15 protein-coding genes are annotated in these 17,112 nt (G+C 60.6%); 6 read left to right on the forward strand and 9 right to left on the reverse strand.

The annotated features are described in order from the left end of the window. Window positions 1-318: 318 nt before the first annotated feature. Complete coding sequence (locus tag AACH73_RS01395; protein WP_338735174.1) at window positions 319-663, forward strand: DUF2794 domain-containing protein; 345 nt, start codon at window positions 319-321, stop codon at window positions 661-663. 56 nt (window positions 664-719) lie between these two features. On the opposite strand, the gene AACH73_RS01400 is transcribed toward AACH73_RS01395, so the two are convergent. Next, window positions 720-1,469 carry a Bax inhibitor-1/YccA family protein gene (locus tag AACH73_RS01400; RefSeq protein ID WP_338735175.1) on the reverse strand — a complete coding sequence of 250 codons (750 nt, stop codon included), beginning with the start codon at window positions 1,467-1,469 and terminating at the stop codon, window positions 720-722. Window positions 1,470-1,660: 191 nt separating this feature from the next. On the opposite strand from AACH73_RS01400, the gene AACH73_RS01405 reads away from it, so the two are divergent. Further along, window positions 1,661-2,479 (forward strand): CoA ester lyase, encoded by an 819-nt coding sequence (locus tag AACH73_RS01405; RefSeq protein WP_338735176.1) that lies wholly within the window; start codon window positions 1,661-1,663, stop codon window positions 2,477-2,479. Here AACH73_RS01405 and AACH73_RS01410 read toward each other — a convergent pair. From AACH73_RS01410 to AACH73_RS01420, 3 genes are all read right to left on the reverse strand, one after another. Continuing rightward, window positions 2,463-3,926 (reverse strand): alkaline phosphatase, encoded by a 1,464-nt coding sequence (locus tag AACH73_RS01410; RefSeq protein WP_338735177.1) that lies wholly within the window; start codon window positions 3,924-3,926, stop codon window positions 2,463-2,465. The two genes, AACH73_RS01405 and AACH73_RS01410, sit on opposite strands and share 17 nt — an antisense overlap. Window positions 3,927-4,156: 230 nt before the next feature. Next, a complete protein-coding gene (gene zapE, locus AACH73_RS01415; protein WP_338735179.1) occupies window positions 4,157-5,269 on the reverse strand; it encodes a cell division protein ZapE in 1,113 nt (370 codons plus the stop codon). 84 nt (window positions 5,270-5,353) lie between these two features. Further along, window positions 5,354-6,226, reverse strand: a complete 873-nt coding sequence (locus AACH73_RS01420) for an NAD(P)/FAD-dependent oxidoreductase (RefSeq protein WP_338735180.1) — start codon at window positions 6,224-6,226, stop codon at window positions 5,354-5,356. A 158-nt stretch (window positions 6,227-6,384) separates the two neighbouring features. On the opposite strand from AACH73_RS01420, the gene AACH73_RS01425 reads away from it, so the two are divergent. From AACH73_RS01425 to rarD, 3 genes are all read left to right on the forward strand, one after another. Then, complete coding sequence (locus AACH73_RS01425) at window positions 6,385-6,798, forward strand: response regulator (protein WP_338735182.1); 414 nt, start codon at window positions 6,385-6,387, stop codon at window positions 6,796-6,798. Window positions 6,799-6,971: 173 nt separating this feature from the next. Beyond that, the gene (locus AACH73_RS01430; RefSeq protein ID WP_272739949.1) at window positions 6,972-8,000 is read left to right on the forward strand and encodes an aspartate-semialdehyde dehydrogenase; all 1,029 of its coding nucleotides are present in this window, start codon (window positions 6,972-6,974) and stop codon (window positions 7,998-8,000) included. 134 nt (window positions 8,001-8,134) lie between these two features. Continuing rightward, a complete protein-coding gene (gene rarD / locus AACH73_RS01435; protein ID WP_338735186.1) occupies window positions 8,135-9,052 on the forward strand; it encodes an EamA family transporter RarD in 918 nt (305 codons plus the stop codon). Window positions 9,053-9,088: 36 nt separating this feature from the next. On the opposite strand, the gene AACH73_RS01440 is transcribed toward rarD, so the two are convergent. Then, window positions 9,089-10,225: a serine hydrolase domain-containing protein gene (locus tag AACH73_RS01440; RefSeq protein WP_338735188.1), complete on the reverse strand. Its 1,137-nt coding sequence runs from the start codon at window positions 10,223-10,225 to the stop codon at window positions 9,089-9,091. Between the two features lie 155 nt (window positions 10,226-10,380). On the opposite strand from AACH73_RS01440, the gene AACH73_RS01445 reads away from it, so the two are divergent. Next, the gene (locus AACH73_RS01445) at window positions 10,381-11,208 is read left to right on the forward strand and encodes a methyltransferase domain-containing protein (protein WP_338735189.1); all 828 of its coding nucleotides are present in this window, start codon (window positions 10,381-10,383) and stop codon (window positions 11,206-11,208) included. Here AACH73_RS01445 and AACH73_RS01450 read toward each other — a convergent pair. From AACH73_RS01450 to AACH73_RS01465, 4 genes are all read right to left on the reverse strand, one after another. Then, window positions 11,195-13,339, reverse strand: coding sequence for an exonuclease domain-containing protein (locus tag AACH73_RS01450; protein ID WP_338735190.1), 2,145 nt, complete (start codon window positions 13,337-13,339; stop codon window positions 11,195-11,197). The genes AACH73_RS01445 and AACH73_RS01450 overlap by 14 nt on opposite strands. Window positions 13,340-13,412: 73 nt before the next feature. Beyond that, window positions 13,413-14,396 (reverse strand): type II secretion system F family protein, encoded by a 984-nt coding sequence (locus AACH73_RS01455; protein WP_272739954.1) that lies wholly within the window; start codon window positions 14,394-14,396, stop codon window positions 13,413-13,415. 72 nt (window positions 14,397-14,468) lie between these two features. After that, a complete protein-coding gene (locus tag AACH73_RS01460) occupies window positions 14,469-15,449 on the reverse strand; it encodes a type II secretion system F family protein (RefSeq protein WP_338735191.1) in 981 nt (326 codons plus the stop codon). A gap of 36 nt (window positions 15,450-15,485) precedes the next feature. Continuing rightward, window positions 15,486-17,105 carry an ATPase, T2SS/T4P/T4SS family gene (locus AACH73_RS01465; protein WP_272739956.1) on the reverse strand — a complete coding sequence of 540 codons (1,620 nt, stop codon included), beginning with the start codon at window positions 17,103-17,105 and terminating at the stop codon, window positions 15,486-15,488. Between the last annotated feature and the right edge of the window lie 7 nt (window positions 17,106-17,112).

Consider the following 17,112-nt stretch of genomic DNA (forward strand, 5'->3'; position numbering starts at 1 on the left):
TGCTTCATCTTCGGGGGGGGACAAAGATGGCATGTCGGCCGGAGGGGAGCTGCCATTGACTGGCGGTCAGGTCCTGGGCTGGGGGGCTGTTCAGGGGGTGGACCCAACGAACCGATCCGGCCGACACTCATCTTGTATAGGCCAATATAGGCGCCTAAACGGCTGAAATGAGGTCATTTTGGGGTAGGTTCATTTCTTTGGGAAACGTGATCTTGATGCCACCGTTTGCATGGGCCGGTTGTGACGACAGGCGCCAAGCCTCTTGTCTTTTCACCGGATCAGGCGAGTATGAACCGGGATTGACGAGAGGTTCGCCGCATGAGCTTTCAGGATCAGGGCACTGGGTTTGTCGCCGCGCCGAAAGGGCCGGTCTTCTTTGAACGGCGCGAACTGGAGCTGATTCTCAGACTGTATGGGCGTAAGGTGGCGTCGGGCGACTGGCGCGACTATAGCATTGATAGTCTGCCCGATGTGGTGGCTTTCAACATCTTCCGTCGTAGCGGTGAGGCCCCCGTCTATCGCATCGAAAAGCGCCCGTCACTGGCGCGCAAACAGGGGGCGTTTGCGGTCTTTAATCAGAACGGCATGGTGCTCAAACGCGGGCGCGAACTGGAGCCGGTGTTGAGCGTGCTCGATAAGACGAAGCTGGATGTGATCGGGTAGTTAAAAACCCCGCCGGAATGCTCCGACGGGGTTTCAGGTTCAGGCCTGAGCCTCATTTAGTTGCGGTTGCCAAACAGGCGCAGCAGGCTGAGGAACAGGTTGATGAAGTTGATGTAAAGGCCCAGAGCGCCGATATAGGTCATGGCCGCCAGACGGTTCTGCGAAGCGCCGCCCATGTCATAATACATTAGCTTGAGCGACTGAGTCTGGAAGGCGATCAGGCCAGAGAAGACGAGAACGCCAATGGCCGAGATGACCACTTCCATCATGGGCGACTTGAACAGGAAGACGTTGAGCAGGCTCACCCCGATCATGCCCAGCACCGCCATATACAGGAAGGTGCCCCAGCCGGTCATATTGACCTTTGTGGTGTAACCGATCAGCGACAGGCCGCCGAAGGCGATAGCCGTGATCAGGAACATCTGCGCGATCGAGGTGCCGGTATAGAGGATGGCGATGGACGAGAGCGACACGCCCATGACGGCCACGAACAACCAGTAGAAGCCCCCCGCCTTGGCGGCGTTCAGTTCCCGCATGAACACGCCGGAGATGAGGCTCAGGCCAAGCGGTGCAAACAGGAACACGTAACCGAGCACGGTGTAGCCGGTGATGTACTGGCCATCGGTCTTGTACAGCAGTTGGAGGATGGCGGGCGTATTGGCCACGGCATAGGCAATGGCCGCCGTTACGACGAGGCCGAGCGCCATCTTCTGGTAGATGCCGAGCAGAAACTTTTTGAGGCCCTGGTCCCTCGCCATATCGCTGGCGGAGGGGGTCGAAACCGAGTAGGTATCTTCGAATTGCATGGTATTCCCTGTGGAAAAGCCTTTCGCTTAGCCCTTAATATGGTCCTAAAACCACAGTCTGACAAGGGAGGCGTGCGCCCCCTGAGCCGCGTGCAACCGATTTAGTTGGTCCGCAACCCTTCACACAGTCTTGCAAAGGTTTGTGGTTTTCCCGTGTTGGAGACTTGGCCGTATGGAGGTAAAATAAAACCATGATGCATTTGCCGCTCCGTTCCGTCCTGTTTGTCCCCGCCGCCAATGACAAGGCGATGTCAAAAGTGGCGACGCTGGCGGCCGACGCCCTGATCCTCGATCTGGAGGACTCGGCCGGTGGGGCGGAGAAGGCCGAGGCGCTGAAGCGCGTGGTTCGCGCGCTTGAGGCCGGTGGATTTGTTGCGCCGGTGGTTCTGGTGCGCGTCGATCCGGAGCTAAAGACGCCGATTTTGCAGGCCCTGACGCGTTTTGTCGGGCACGGGCTGCACGGCTATGCCGTGCCTAAGGTGGGTTTGCCGGTGCATCTGCATGGCTATGACGCGCCGGTCTGGGCGATGATCGAGACGGCGAAGGGCGTGTTGAACCTGCGAGAGATCTGTACGGCACCGGGCCTTCAGGGCCTGATCGCCGGGCCGAATGATCTGCGCGCCGATCTGCGCGTCTCGGCAACGCCTGAACGCACCGAGTTGCAACTGGCCCTGTCCCACATCGTGCTGCATGGCCGCGCCTTCGGCCTCAGCGTTATCGACGGCGTCTATAATGCCTTCCGCGATCAGGAGGGACTGTGGCGCGAATGCGAAAATGGCCGCGCGCTGGGCTTTGATGGCAAGACGCTGATCCATCCGGCGCAGGTCGCCGTCGCCAATGCGGTATTTGCGGCGACGGCGGATCAGCTTGACTGGGCCCGCGCCGTGGTGGCGGCCTTTGCGCAGCCTGAGAATGCTGACCGGGGCGTAGTGTCGGTCAATGGCGAGATGGTCGAGCGGATGCACCTCGCCACGGCGCAGCGGTGGTTGGCGGCTACGGCTTTGCCTTAGGCGTCTCCGCCCCGAACAGGGCGCGGGCCATGACCTGATAGAGATAGGTCGAGTCCACGGTCGAACGCACCAGATAGGCCTGCGGGCCGCGCGCATAGACCGGTACGTCCTCGCCGCCGTGCGCCGCGCTCGACATGCCGAACAGGGCTGGATTGGTGAAGCCCAGCGCCTCGGTCTCCTCAGCCGTATAGCCGCCCGTGTGCGGGTGCTCGCCGCCGGGGCCGGTGGCGTAGCTGAGCAGCGGATAGGCCTTGTCGCCCTGACCCGACACGCCGTCGATGCGCCCGTCGCGCGGTGCATAGCCAGACAGGGTCAGGCCGTGGCTGTGGTCGGCGGTAATCAGGATCAGCGTGTCCCTGGGGTCGGTCTTGGCCAGGGCAACGCTCACCGCCTTGGCCAGTTCATCGACATCGTGCAGGGCGCGGTGGGCGTCATTCTTGTGATGCCACTTGTCGATCGAGGCGGATTCGACCAGCAGGAAATAGCCCTTGTCATTGCGCGACAGGAGGTCGATGGCCTTTGCGGTCATCTCATCGAGACCCGGCACGTCCTGCGGCTTATCGAGCGGCGAGGGCAGGTCGCCCTTGCTGAACAGGCCCAGAACCGGACCGGCGGTTTTGGTGTTCAGCGCCTCAAGCTGCGCCTTGCCGGTCAGGACGGCGGCGTTTTTTTGCGCCTTCCATTCGGCGGTAAGGTCGCGGCCGTCCTTGCGTACGCCGCCGGCGGTCACGGGCAGGAAGTCTTCGAGATCGCCACCCATGGCGACGTCGAGGCGCAGCGCCGCCGGGGCCTGCACCAGTTGCCGCGCCAGATCGGTGCAGCCCGCGGCCACGGCTTCGGGCGGCAGGTCGGCGTCCGAGCGCCAGTTGCGCGTCGAGGTGTGGCCATAGGTGCCGACCGGGGTTGCGTCCGTAATGCCGGAAGTGGTGACGGCACCGGCAGAGCGGCCCGACAGTTTGGCCTGTTCGGCGATAGTCAGGACGCGGGCCGCTTCGACGCCGTCGCAGCTTTTGCTTTTCACATCCGCATTTACGCCAATCGCACCGTTGATCGTCTTGACGCCGGTGGTGATGGCCGAGATACCGTTGGCGGAGTCGGTGACCAGATTGTTCGCAGAAAAGGTCTTGGAGAAGGCCGTATAGGGAAGGGCTTCGAACGACAGCACGTAGCTGGCCCCGTCCTGACCCCGCACCTGCCCGGCCATGATGCGTCCAGCGGTGACTGAATTGATGCCCATGCCGTCACCGATAAACAGGATGACGTTTTTGGCGCGGCCCGTATTTGGCATTTGGGCGGCGGCGGCCTCGATGGCGGCCTTCTGCGCTTTGAAGCCCGCGTCCTGCGTCAGGTCGCGCGTGGCTGGCAGGGTCGAAGGCGCGGTTTGCGCGATAGCGGAAAGCGGCAGGCTAAGCGTAGCGAAAAGCAGGCTGAGGACGCGGACGGACATGGCGGAGGCCCCTGAAAGCGACGGCCCCTCCACGGGCGGACGGACCGATAATAAATTAGCCTCTAGCGGGCGCAGATGACAGTCAGGTGACAGAAAAAAGGTCGTTCTCTGACCTTGAGCGCATTTCGTTCATTCTGAATCGAAATGTCGCTCTAAATTTCTGTTTTATCGCGTTTTTTCACGCTTTACCGGCATCCACTTGAGCGAAAACGCTCTAAGTTCAGGGGGCGTCAGTCGGCCACCTTTTCCAGATAGGTTTCCGAGCGCATTTCTTCGAGGCGCGACACGGTGCGCTCGAATTCGAACGCGCCATCGCCGGCCGGATAGAGCGCGGCCGGTTCGGCAGCGGCCAGAACGACCAGCTTGGTATTGGCTTCGTAAAGCGCGTCGATCAGGGTGACGAAGCGGCGCGCTTCATTGCGCTTTTCCGGCCCCAGTTGCGGAATGTGGTCGATAAAGACGGTGGTGAAGCGCTCGGCAATGGCCAGATAGTCCGCCGGTCCGTTATTTTCGGCGCACAGTTCGGCAAAGCTGGCGCGCAGCAGCGGGCCACAGGTGCGTTTCATCGTCAGCTTGCGTTCATTGACGCTCAGCGTGGTGGCGACCGCCTTGCCCGGTCCGACCATGTCGCGCCACAAGGCATCATAGGCCGCTTCGGACGCCGCATCGTCCGGCGTGAAATAGACGCGCGCCCCTCTGAGGCGATCCAGACGGAAGTCCTTTGGGCCCCTGACTTCGTGCACGGTCATTTTGGTGCGGATCATGTCGATGAAGGGCACGAACAGGTCGCGGTTGAGGCCGTTCTTGTACAGGGCTTCCGGGGCGCGGTTGGACGTGATGACGATGGTCACCTTCTGCGCGAACAGGGCCTCAAACAGCCGCCCCAGAATCATGGCGTCGGCAATATCGGTGACCTGAAGCTCATCGAAACACAGCAGCTTCGACTCTCTGGCGATCAGTCGGGCCACCGGTGCGACCGGGTCATCGCCCTTCGATGTGCCGAAGACCGACTGACGTTCCTTCGCATCGCCCTGACGCCAGACCTGCACCAGTTCGTGCACCTTGGCCATGAAGGCGTGGAAGTGGATGCGGCGTTTGGGCTCAAAGGCCACGTGCTCGTAGAAGAGGTCCATCAGCATGGACTTGCCGCGTCCCGGCTGCCCCCACAGGTACAGGCCATAACAATGCGCCCCGCCAAACAGGCCCTGCCAGAAGCCGGTGCTGTCGCGCAAGGTGCGTTCCAGCCGCGCCAGAGCCTCTACCGCCTCGGCCTGACCCGGATCGGCGGTAATCTGGTGTGATTTCACCAGGTTTCTATAGGCGGATTTGACGGCACCGGGCATGAATGACTGAGGGCTGGCTTCGAGGATTTTTCGCCAACTTAGCAGAGAAGCGTGATCGGGCGATTAAAAAATGCTGCAACCGCGTTATTGAAGGCGCAACGAAATCTGTTTGGCGACCTGTATGCCGTGCGCAGCAGAGGTGGTGACGCAGGGATGCCAGTAGTCTGTGACTTCGCCGCAGGCCCACAGGCCGGGGGTCGCCGTTTCGCCGTGGCGATCGACCTCGACATAGCCTTTGGCGTTGCACACCGACAGACCGGGCGGCACATGGGCCTCAAAGCCGTACATCACCCCGAAGGCGTCGAAAGGTTCACCATTGACGCTCAGTCGGTCCTGATCTGCCGCATAGGGCCCGATGCGGATGTCGGCCTGCGGGATCATCTGTTGCAACAGAGGCTGGGCGCGTAAGCGCGAGCGACTGAAGATCGTCACCTTCGCCGCGCCGCGTTGCAGAACAAAGCGCGCCTGATCCAAGGCATTGTCCCCGCCGCCCAGAATGGCGATGCGCTGACCCTCGACCCTGAGCGCTTCCATCGGATGCCCCGGACCGATGGCGACATTCGGGGACGGGCGGAAGGGACCGGCGGCGGGTCGGGTACCGGTCGCCAGCACCAGATGACGGGCGCGGAAGCTCTGGTCTTTGGTGATGACCGTGAACCCGTCCGCCGTTTCAACGCGGGTAACGGCGGTGTTCAGCCGATGCGGCACCCCTCCTGCCACGATATGGGCGTGAAGCGCGGCGGCGACCGCTTCGCCGGTGCGGCCCTGCACCCCTGGGATCCAAAGGTTTTCATAAGGGCTCAGTCTTTGCAGCCCGCCCAGCCGGTCTGAGGCCTCGATCAGCAAGCTGTTCACCCCCAGCTTGTGCAGCCACAAGGCGCAGGCGCAGCCTGCCGGGCCGCCACCGATAATGAGCGCGGGCAGGGAGGAGGCAGGGGACGTGGCAGGATCGGACATGGTTCCATAAACCGCTCCGCTATCCGGATGGCAAGCGCCTTGCAGGAAAATTACACGATTGGCCAAAGCGCCGACCGCCCCCATATACAGGGTGTGTAACAATGGGACATCTTTCGTGAGGCATCGCTAAACCTGTCCCGAAATTATGAGGAACCGCTATGAGACTTCTATGCGTAGATGACAATTCCACCGTCTGCCGGATGCTCGATACCCTCCTGACGTCGAGCGGCATGGATGTGGACTTCGCCGCCAATGGACGCGAGGCGGTCGAGGCTTACGAAGAGTCCGAATACGACGCCATCCTCATGGATATCGAACTGCCGGTCTTGTCCGGCATAGAAGCGGTGCGCGAAATCCGTCAGATTGAACAGGGGCACAACCTGAACCCGACGCCGATACTGTTCCTTACTGGCCATCCACACAGTCAGGTCCGAGAGGCCGGGCAGACCGTCGGCGGTGACGGCGTGCTGGCCAAGCCGTTCACGCCCGAGGCCCTTCTGTCGGCGCTGGACCGTATCCGTCATATGCCAAAAGCGCCCTGTTATCCGGGCGGCATGGCGGCGCACGCCTGAAATAATCTCAAAAGAAACCAGCAAATCAGTCAGGCTTCACATAAGTCTGACTGAGTTGAGGGCACAGAAAAAAAGACGTTTTCCCTTCTGGCTTTCTCTGATAAGGCACGCGCCACCGGCGCGATGCCTTTTTGTTTATTTGCGCCAGCCTCACTCAGTTTTGGAGTTTTCCGATGACCTATCGTGTCGCCGTTGTCGGCGCCACCGGCGCTGTTGGCCGTGAGATGCTTGCCATCCTCGAAGAGGTGGATTTTCCGATCAAGGACATCTACGCCGTAGCGTCGCGCAAATCGTTAGGCGTTGAGGTGAGCTTTGCCAACCGCACCCTGCGTTGCGAAGACCTGGAGCAGTTCGATTTCTCCAAGGTCGATATCGTGCTGATGTCGGCCGGCGGCGATGTATCGAAGGCGTGGTCGGAAAAGATCGGCAAGCAAGGTCCGATCGTTATCGACAATTCGTCGGCCTGGCGCATGGACCCGGATGTGCCGCTGATCGTGCCAGAAGTGAATCCGGACGCCGTCTGGGACTGCAAGAAGAAGAACATCATCGCCAACCCCAACTGCTCGACCATTCAGATGGTGGTGGCGCTGAAGCCGTTGCACGATGCCGCGCGTATCAAACGCGTCGTCGTCTCGACCTATCAGTCGGTGGCCGGGGCCGGTAAGGCCGGTATGGATGAGCTGTGGGATCAGACCAAGGCCGTCTATGGCCTGGGTGAAACCGAGCCTAAGAAGTTCACCAAGCCCATCGCCTTCAACGTCATTCCGCATATCGACGTCTTCATGGAAGACGGTCAGACCAAGGAAGAGTGGAAGATGAAGGTCGAGACGAAAAAGATCCTCGACCCCGATATCGAAGTCTTCGCCACCTGCGTTCGCGTGCCGGTGTTTGTTGGTCACTCCGAATCGATCAATGTCGAGTTCGAAAACCCGCTGGATGAGGCCGAGGCCCGTGAAATCCTGCGCGAAGCCCCCGGCATCGCCGTGGTCGATAAGCGCGAAAACGGTGGTTACGTGACGCCGAAGGAGTGTGTCGGGGAATTTGACACCTTCATTTCGCGCCTGCGCAACGATCCGTCCGTGCCGAACGGTCTCGCCTTCTGGTGCGTCTCGGACAATCTGCGCAAAGGTGCGGCGCTGAATGCCGTGCAGATCGCACAGCTTCTCGACGAACGCGGGGTTATCACGCCAGTCACAGCCTAAAGATCACTAACGCAAAGTGATCCTTTAGACCGGCGGACCCCCAGGGTTCCGCCGGTTTTTTCGTTGCTGACACGCCCTGTCGTCTCTATTCCCTGTCCTGTTTCGCACGAAACATCTTTTTGATCGGATATGTCATGTCCACCGCTCAACCCGCGGCCCCCTCGCCTTCGTTTTTTGCTTCGCCTATCGGTCTGGCTATACTGTGCTATGCCGTTTGGGGCTTTGCGCCGCTCGTCTATCTGCCGATGAAAGACTTTGGTGCGGGCGCTTTAGAGATCATGGCGCACCGATCGGTATGGGCGCTGATCTGGTCGGGCGGACTGGTGATGATCACCCGACAGTTTCCGGAAGTGCTGACCATCTTCCGGACGCCGAAGGTGGCCCTGACGCTGCTGGTGGCCGCTCTGATGATCGCCATTAACTGGGGCGTCTTTGTGTGGGCGGTGACCAACCACCACACCATCGAGTCGGCGCTGGGCTACTATCTCAACCCGCTGCTGAACATGGCGGCAGGGGCGATCCTGTTCAAGGAGCGCCTCGATAACTGGGGCAAGGCGGCCATCGGTCTGGCCATTGTCGGGGTAGGCATTCAGGCTCTGGCTCTGGGTCATATTCCCTACATCGCGCTCACTCTGGCCCTGTCCTTTGCCACCTACGGCATCATCCGCAAGCAACTGGCCGTGTCGGCTCTGGCCGGGCTGTTTGTCGAATGCGTTTTCCTGTTTGTGCCTTCGATCCTCTATCTGGTGTGGTTCGAAGGGACGGGGCAGGGGCACTTCTTCGGCGGCCTATCGCACGCCTTCTGGTTCGCCCTGACCGGGCCGGTGACGGTGCTGCCGCTGTTTCTATTTTCCTACGTGGCGCGTCGTCTGCCGCTTTCGACCATGGGCTTTATACAGTTCATGGCCCCGACCATCGCCTTCATGATCGGCCTGTTTCAGGGCGAGCCGTTCACGCCGTTGCGGGCGCTGTCGTTCGCCTTCATCTGGTTTGGTGCGGGCGTGTTTGCCTTTGGAGCGTGGCGTCGCGCCAGACAGATGCGGGTGGGGTAGCCACCTTCCCCTTTTGCTTAGCGACAGGGAGGAGGATTACAGTGCCGCATAAACCTCATTGATCAGCCCGACAGGACGGGGATCGCCGATCAGGTAGTGCGACTGACGGTTCATCACATAGGCGATGCTCAGACGCTTGTCCGGGTCGGCCATCACGCACGAGCCGCCCCAGCCTGAATGACCGACGGCGCGGGCATTGGGGCCATAGATGCCGATGCCACGATTGCGCAGGAAACCCGCGCCCCACGACAGGTCAAACGGCAGGACGCGGTCGCGGCCGAAAACACGCTCCTTGGTGGCGTCGTTCAGCGTTTTTTCCGACAGCAGCGCCTGACCCATGAGCGTGCCGCCATTGGCCACCACCTGCATCAGCAGGGCCAGAGCCTCCGCCGTGGCGTGACCATTGGCCGACGGAATTTCCATGCGCCGCCAGTCGGCGGAGCCGCGCCCGGCCGGTGAGGAGCCTTTATCCAGGAAAGCCGCCTGTTTGATCGCATCAAGCGGGCCGAGGTCCGGGGCGCGCGTGGGTTTCCACATTTCCGAAATACGAGAAAATTCGCCGTCCGGCGTGCCGATCATCAGGTCAAGCCCGAACGGCGTGGCGATGTCTTCGCGCAGCGCCGTCCCCAGCGTGCGCCCGTCGGCGCGACGGAAGATTTCCCCCAGCAGATAGCCGATGGTAATGGGATGATAGCCCGAGCCTTCGCCCGGCGTCCATAACGGGGCCTGATCGCACAAGGCCTCAAGCAGGGCTGTAATATCGAACCAGGTGGTGGGGTCAATCGGCGGGCTGAACCCCGATAGGCCGCCCTGATGCGAGATCAGTTGCCCCAGCGTGATGTTCTCCTTGCCCTTACGGCCAAACTCCGGCCACAGCACCGAAACCTTATAGGCGTAGTCGAGCTTCCCCTGATCGACCAGCCGCGCGATCATCAGGGCGGTCACAGCCTTGGTCGACGAAAAGATCGGCGTCAGGGTGGTGTCCGTAAAGGGCTCAGTGCCTTCGCGGTTTTTCACCCCGCCCCAAAGGTCGAGAATGACCTCATCCGCCTGCACTACCGTAAAACGCGCGCCTTTTTCACTGAGGCCGTCCGGTCCTTCGGCAAAATTCCGGGCAAAGCGGTCCTTGACAGCGGCGAAGCGGGCGGGGGCGGTGCCAAAGATTTCGGTCATGGGCGTGACTCCGGAACAGATGCCGTTCACCTATAGGCGCAGCGCTCTCGCGGGGCAACCGATCTGCAAACGATAGCGTTAACAGCCGCGTGGCCGCTGCCGCAAAAAGGCCACAATTCGCCGCACCCTTGCGCTCACATTCAAGGAGATGCCCCATGTCTGCTCGCCCCTTACTGTTGGCCGCCGCTGCCGCCCTCACCGTAAGCCTGTCGGTTCAGGCCTTCGCCCACGAAGGCCACGACCATCACGAAGCCCACGCCAAGGCCCCGGATGCGGCGCTGAAAGCCGCCATCGACGGCGCGTGGCGCACGCCAGAAAACAAGGCGCGCGATCAGTACCGCCACCCGGCGGAGGCGCTGGCCTTCTGGGGTCTCAAGCCCGGCGCCGATATTGTCGAATTCTATCCCGGTGCCAAGGGCTGGTGGACGGAAATCCTTGCGCCTTATGCCCATAAGACCAAGGGGCGCTACACGGGCGTGATGAACAACACCAATGATGCCGCCTTCTGGGCGGAGGTAGCTGACAAGTCGATCTATGGTGAGGTCAGTGCCTCCACGCTCGACGCGCTGCCGGCGGGTAAGGCCGATCTGGTGCTGATCGCGCGCGCCTTCCACAACTGGGCCCGTCAGGACGCGGCGACCGAACGGCATCTTGAAGCCGCGTTCAAGGCGCTGAAGCCCGGAGGCATTCTGGCGGTTGAGCAGCATCGCGCGCCAGAAGGCTCAGACCCTAAGGCCGGGACGGGCTATGTGCCGGAAAGCTACGTCATCGACGCCGCAAAAAAGGCAGGCTTCGTGCTGGTGGGCAAGAGCGAGATCAATGCCAATCCGAAGGACGACCATGACCACCCGTTTGGGGTGTGGACGCTGAAGCCGATCCGCAACAGCGGCCAAGGCGATGCCGCCCTGACGCCTGCACAACGCGCCGAATTTGACGCAATTGGGGAATCCGACCGCATGACGCTGAAATTCAGGAAGCCGTAACGGCAGACAGCCGTTTCACATTGACCATTTTCAGCAATTCCGCTGCCGCCATCGCGTCCGACAGGGCGCGATGGTGATTTTTTAGTTCAATGCCAAATTCACGCGATAGCGGTGCGAGACCGTAGGCCGCCAGCCCCGGAAAGTGCCGTCGCATTGAGGCGACGGTGCACAGTTTGGGATAGCGGAAAGGTCGTTCCAGCCGCCGGTATTCGGCCGACAGGAAGCCGTAGTCGAAATTGACATTGTGGGCGACGAAGACCGTACCTTTCAGAAAGGCGTCGAAGGCGTCGGCGATGTCGACAAAGCGTGGCGCGTCCCTGACCATCTCATTGCTGATACCGGTCAGTTCGGTAATAAAGGCGGGGATGCGGCGTTCGGGATTGATGAGGCTCTGCCAGGTGTCGATAATCTCGCCATTGCGGATTTTCACCGCGCCGATCTCGGTGACGCGCTCATAGGCCGCCTGTCCCCCGGTGGTTTCGATATCGACCACCGTATAGACCTGATCCGGGTCGGGTCGGAAGGCGACGCGCACTATCCCCGCTTCAAACCCGGCCTGACGCAAAAGGTTGAGCCGCGCCAGTTGATGTCGGCGCACCTGATCGCCTTCGGCCTTGACCTCTATAAATCGGACGCTGTCGGGACCAATCAGCAGCAGGTCGGGAAAGCCGTCACGTAAGCTTTGAAAATCGCTGCACAAGCCGGCAATGATGTCGCGCACCGCTTTGGACGGCGCAACGTTCAGAAAGTCGTGCATCAAATCACCCAAGCCCGGCCACCAGCCGAAGACACCATTTTCACGGCCTTCACAGCGGGCGAGGGTGGCCGCGATCAGCGGCCAGCTGCGGCCTGTTTCCAGCGCGGCCAGACGCTCGGCCACGACGTGCGGGAACAGGGCGGCGAAGCGATTGTCTTTCAAGGCCTGTGGCATCCAGTCGAATTCCGAGGCCAGTGATCCGGGCTGCTCGAACAGTTCGTCCCAGAACAGCAGACCGAACAGGGCGGGCCACAGGCCGTTTTCGACGTGGTAGGCCGTCCAGCCCTGTGCTTCGTAATGGCGGATGGCCGCCAGTTCCGGCAGGCCGCGATAGAGGTCGTCGGCGCTGATCTCTTCGCCGTCGCGAAGCAGGTCGGTAAACGCACTGGTGCGCTTCCTGCCGAACTTGCGGCGGTAAAAGTCGTCGGCGAACAGGAAGGCCTCATCGTGCGCCGGGGCGTCGAGCATGGACTCCAGCAGGGCCAGCACGCGCTCTGTCTCGCCCCGCCCGTGCAGCAACCGGATGGTGCGTTCCTGACTCTCGAACAGGCCCGATTGCGCGTAAAAGCCAATGGCCTGATCCGTGTCCTTCTGCCGCTCAAAGAAACGCCCTAGATCGTGCATCAGCCGGTCGCGCAGCCCTTCGACGAAGGGCGTCGTCGCTTCTGGCAAAAGGCCCGCCTGTTCGGCCAGTCGCTGATAATCCTCCGGCGTCGCACTTTTCAGAGACTTCAGGGCCTGCGTGTAGGCATGGCCGCCCAGCGCTTCCTCGCGGCTGATGAAGCGCGCCTGATAGGCGGCCTGTCCCCGCACCGACACAACGCCGAGATCACGCAGGGTAAAGGCGGTCAGATTGTCGCTTAGCTTGCCGAAATAGAGGTAGAGCAGAAAGGCGACGGTATCGCGGTGCCCCGGCACCCACGTCGTGTGCGAAAAAGCGGCGGAAAAATCGTCAAACGGCAGACCCGCTTCGACGGCTCGCGCCACCTGCGCCTTCGACCATTGGCGCGACACAGCGATATCGTGGTCGCGCGCTATCTGCTCCAGCATGGGGCGCGTCAGGGTGTCGAGCCAGGCCCGATAATCCGCGGCGGACGCGTGACGCGCGAAGCCAGACTCCGCCAACTCCTCCAGCCGCCATTCGATCTCGCTAATTTCCGCATAGACCAGGTCGGCAACGCTGAAGACCGGCCGCTTGCGGTTCGACATACGGATAAACAGGCACTGGGCTTCAAGGGTTAGCCCCTCAAAGGCGGCAATAAAGGCGTGCTCGCTTTCGCCCAGCACCGTCGCATAGACCTCCCGCACAAAGGCCAGCATTTCGCTGAAATGGGCGTGGTAATAGGTCGGGGGCAGAACGGGAAAACGCGACATGATTGACCTCTGAAGGCGCTGTCACGTTCCTTATATGTTCCCGTCGTGCGGCGCAAGCCTCGAGGGGCAATGCCTACTTCTTGTGCATCATATCCATGACGTTCAATATCGCCGGACCCAGAATGACGACAAAAAGAACGGGCAAGAAAAAGACGATCATCGGCACGGTCAACTGCGCTGGCAGGGCTGCGGCCTTCTTTTCTGCGGCCGACAGGCGCAGTTCGCGGTTTTCCTTGGCCATAACGCGCAGAGCGGTGCCCAGCGGCGTGCCGTATTTTTCGGCCTGAATCATGGCGGTACAGACTGATTTGATGCCCGGATAGTTGGTGCGGCGCGCCAGCCCTTCATAGGCCATGCGACGTTCGGGCAGATACGAAAGTTCCGCCACCAGCAGCGACAGCTCTTCGGCCAGCTCGATCGAGGCTGAGCCGATTTCCTGCGACACCTTTTGCAGGGCGGCTTCGATCGACATACCGGCTTCGACGCAGATTAGCAGCAGGTCGAGTGCATCGGGAAAAGCGGTGACGATGGAGGCGCGGCGCTTAGACGCGGCGTTGCTGATGTAAATGTTGGGCGCATAATAGCCCGCGACGAACATGGCGACGCAGATCAGGATCTTAATATTAGGCGGCTGACCGAAATCGTTGACCACATAGATATAAAAGGTCGCAAACGCCCCCATGACGAAGGGCATCAGGAATCGGAAGAAGTAAAAGGTTGTCACCGGCTTGGGGCCACGAAAACCGGCCATAGCTAGATTATCGACTACCTTAGGGTCTTCGAGCAGGGTCTTCAGATTTAGGCGGTCTACGATGCGCTTATAAAGGCTCTCGTCGGTCTGGCGCAGGCCGCTGTTCTGGCCCGGCTGAGCTAGGGTCTGACGTGCCTGACGTCGCAGTTCTTCACGGCGTTGCGCGACGGCTTTCATGCGTTTGTCGAGTTGCTCACCGGAGACGGAGGAGCGTAGGAGTGTGAGCACTGCAAGAAAAGATAGAACGGCGACCAAGACTGCAATCAAGTTGGCCGGTTGCATCAGAGTGTAGGCAAGCTCTTTCATGATGTTATCACCATGAAAGACTCACTTTTTTTGGCGGGGCGTGTCTGAGTTTTCATGGAAAAATCATTTCGCCTAAATCTTGAAATTAATCATCTTGCGCATCATCAGGATGCCGCAAAGCATCCAAACTGCACCGCCCAGCAGCATAATATTGCCCCTGGGGTCTGTCAGCAGAGTTGACATGTAAACGGGGTTCGTTAGGTAAATCATCAACCCCACGCCGGGTGGAAGTACCCCAATAATGCTCGCAGAAGCTATGGCTTCGCCGGACAAAGCTTTTACCTTCTCCCGCATCATGCGTCTTGAACGTAGGACGTTAGAGAGGTTGCCCAGCGCTTCGGCCAGATTACCCCCGGTTTTTTGCTGAATGGCGATGACGATGGTGAAAAAGCGCAGTTCCGGCGTCGGCATTCGCTCACACATCTTTTCCAACGACAAATCCAATCCCATTCCTATGGAAATATTTTCGTTTAAGCGCTGGAACTCTGGACCCAGCGGCGCCGGAAGTTCTTTGGCGATCACCTTCAAGCCATCATAAACAGGTAAGCCCGACTTTATGCCGCGCACGAGAATGTCGATAGCGTCAGCAAAACTGGCCGTAAATTTTGTCGTCCGTCGTTTTGCTAAAAACGAGAGCCACCAACGTGGAGCACCGTAACCAAAGGCGAACCCAGCGCCGAGCGCGGCTAAAGGCATGCGGCTAAAAATCAAGACGGCAATCGATGCGACCAAGCCTAATGCGATTGACCAAATCCAAAAGGTTTTGACATTTGGGGCTAAACCCGCATGTTGCAGACGAGCGGTAAGAGACAGACGGGCCTTGCGCTCCCGCTGCTCGGACTCTTTCAGTTGCAGCATGATCTGCTTGCGCCGCTCTTCAGGCGTCTTGCTTACGGCGCCGCGCTGGCCCTTGCGACGGGCAGCAGTGCCTGCCCCTACAGCGATAGCCTGGGCGCGTTTGGCCGCGACCTCAGTGCCGCCGCCGCCGGTCAGGACAAAGCCTACCGAGGCCAGAACCACAAAGCTCAAGAAGGCGATCAGGAAGATCATCATGGGCGTTTACCCGAGCCCGATGTGTTAAGGTGAGCGCTATTCTGCGGCATCGAGAGCCTCCGCCAGTTCGCGCTCCAGACCATAATAGCGGGCGCGATCCCAGAAGCGCGGACGACCGATACCAGTCGAACGGTGGCGACCAATGATCTTGCCTTCCTTGTTTTCGCCCTCGATCTCATACAGGAACAGGTCCTGGGTGATGATTACATCGCCTTCCAGGCCGAGCACTTCGGTAATGTGGGTGATGCGGCGTGAACCGTCGCGCAGACGGGCGGCTTGAACGATGATGTCCACCGACCCCACGATCATTTCGCGGATAGTTCTCGAGGGCAGGCCGTAGCCGCCCATAGTAATCATGGATTCCAGACGCGAAATGGCTTCGCGAGGGGTATTGGCGTGCAGGGTTCCCATCGAACCGTCGTGACCGGTGTTCATGGCCTGCAGGAGGTCGAAGGCCTCCGGGCCACGCACTTCGCCGACGATGATGCGTTCGGGACGCATCCGCAGACAGTTTTTGACCAGATCACGCATAGTGATCGCGCCCTGACCTTCCAAATTCGGCGGACGGGTTTCCAGACGCACTACATGCGGCTGCTGAAGTTGCAGTTCGGCGGCGTCTTCGCAGGTAATGACGCGCTCGGTGGGGTCGATGAATGCGGTCATTGTGTTGAGCAGCGTCGTCTTGCCCGAACCGGTACCGCCGGAGATCAACACGTTACAGCGAGACGCCCCGATAACGCCCAGCACCCGCGCGCCTTCCGGGCTGATGGAGCCGAACTCCACCAGGTTGCGCATGGTCAGCTTGTCCTTTTTGAACTTCCGGATGGTAAGCGTCGGGCCATCCAGCGCCAATGGCGGCGCGATGACGTTGACGCGCGACCCGTCCGGCAGGCGGGCGTCGCAGATGGGCGAGCTTTCATCAACACGGCGGCCGACCTGAGACACGATGCGCTGACAGATATTCATCAGTTGCGCGTTGTCGCGGAAGCGCACGTTGGTCAGTTGTACCTTGCCGGAGACTTCGATGAAGACGCGGCCCGCGCCGTTGACCATGATATCCGCAATATCATCGCGCGCCAGCAGCGGCTCAAGTGGCCCGTAGCCCAGAACGTCATTGATGATGTCCTGAACGAGCGCGTCCTGCTCGACTATGGACATGGAGACGTTCTTGATCGTCACCAGTTCGGAGACGATATCGCGGATTTCCTCCGCCGCCGCCTTCTGATCCAGTTGCGCGAGTTGCGATAGATCGATTGTATTCAGAAGCGCGTTGAATATTGCCGTTTTGGTGGCGTGGTAATAATCGGACTGCTCACGGACAATCTCGGTAACCGCCTGCGCCTTGTGCATCTGATCAAGCCCGGCAGCCAGTTTGCCTCCCTTGGCGGCAGGCTTGTCGGTACTGCGGCGATCTTCGTTTGCGCGCGGCGCATCCGCTACACCCTGCGGCCGTGTGGCAATATCGCCGCCCGGCTTGGCAGGGGGCGGCGCGCCCTTGATGTCCTTAGCCTTTTCCGCGGACGCACTCGCTCCGCTCAAGGCCTGCGGGCGCATCTGCGCGGCAGCCTGTGCGCCCGGCGAAGGTGCGGTCGCGCGCGGTGCGGCACCGAAGCCTGCGGGCGTACCCGATGAGTCCGTGGGGCGCTTTCCGAACACCTAATGG

Origin of the sequence: Asticcacaulis sp. DW145 (assembly GCF_037101385.1) — a bacterium.
Classification (GTDB): Bacteria; Pseudomonadota; Alphaproteobacteria; order Caulobacterales; family Caulobacteraceae; genus Asticcacaulis; species Asticcacaulis currens.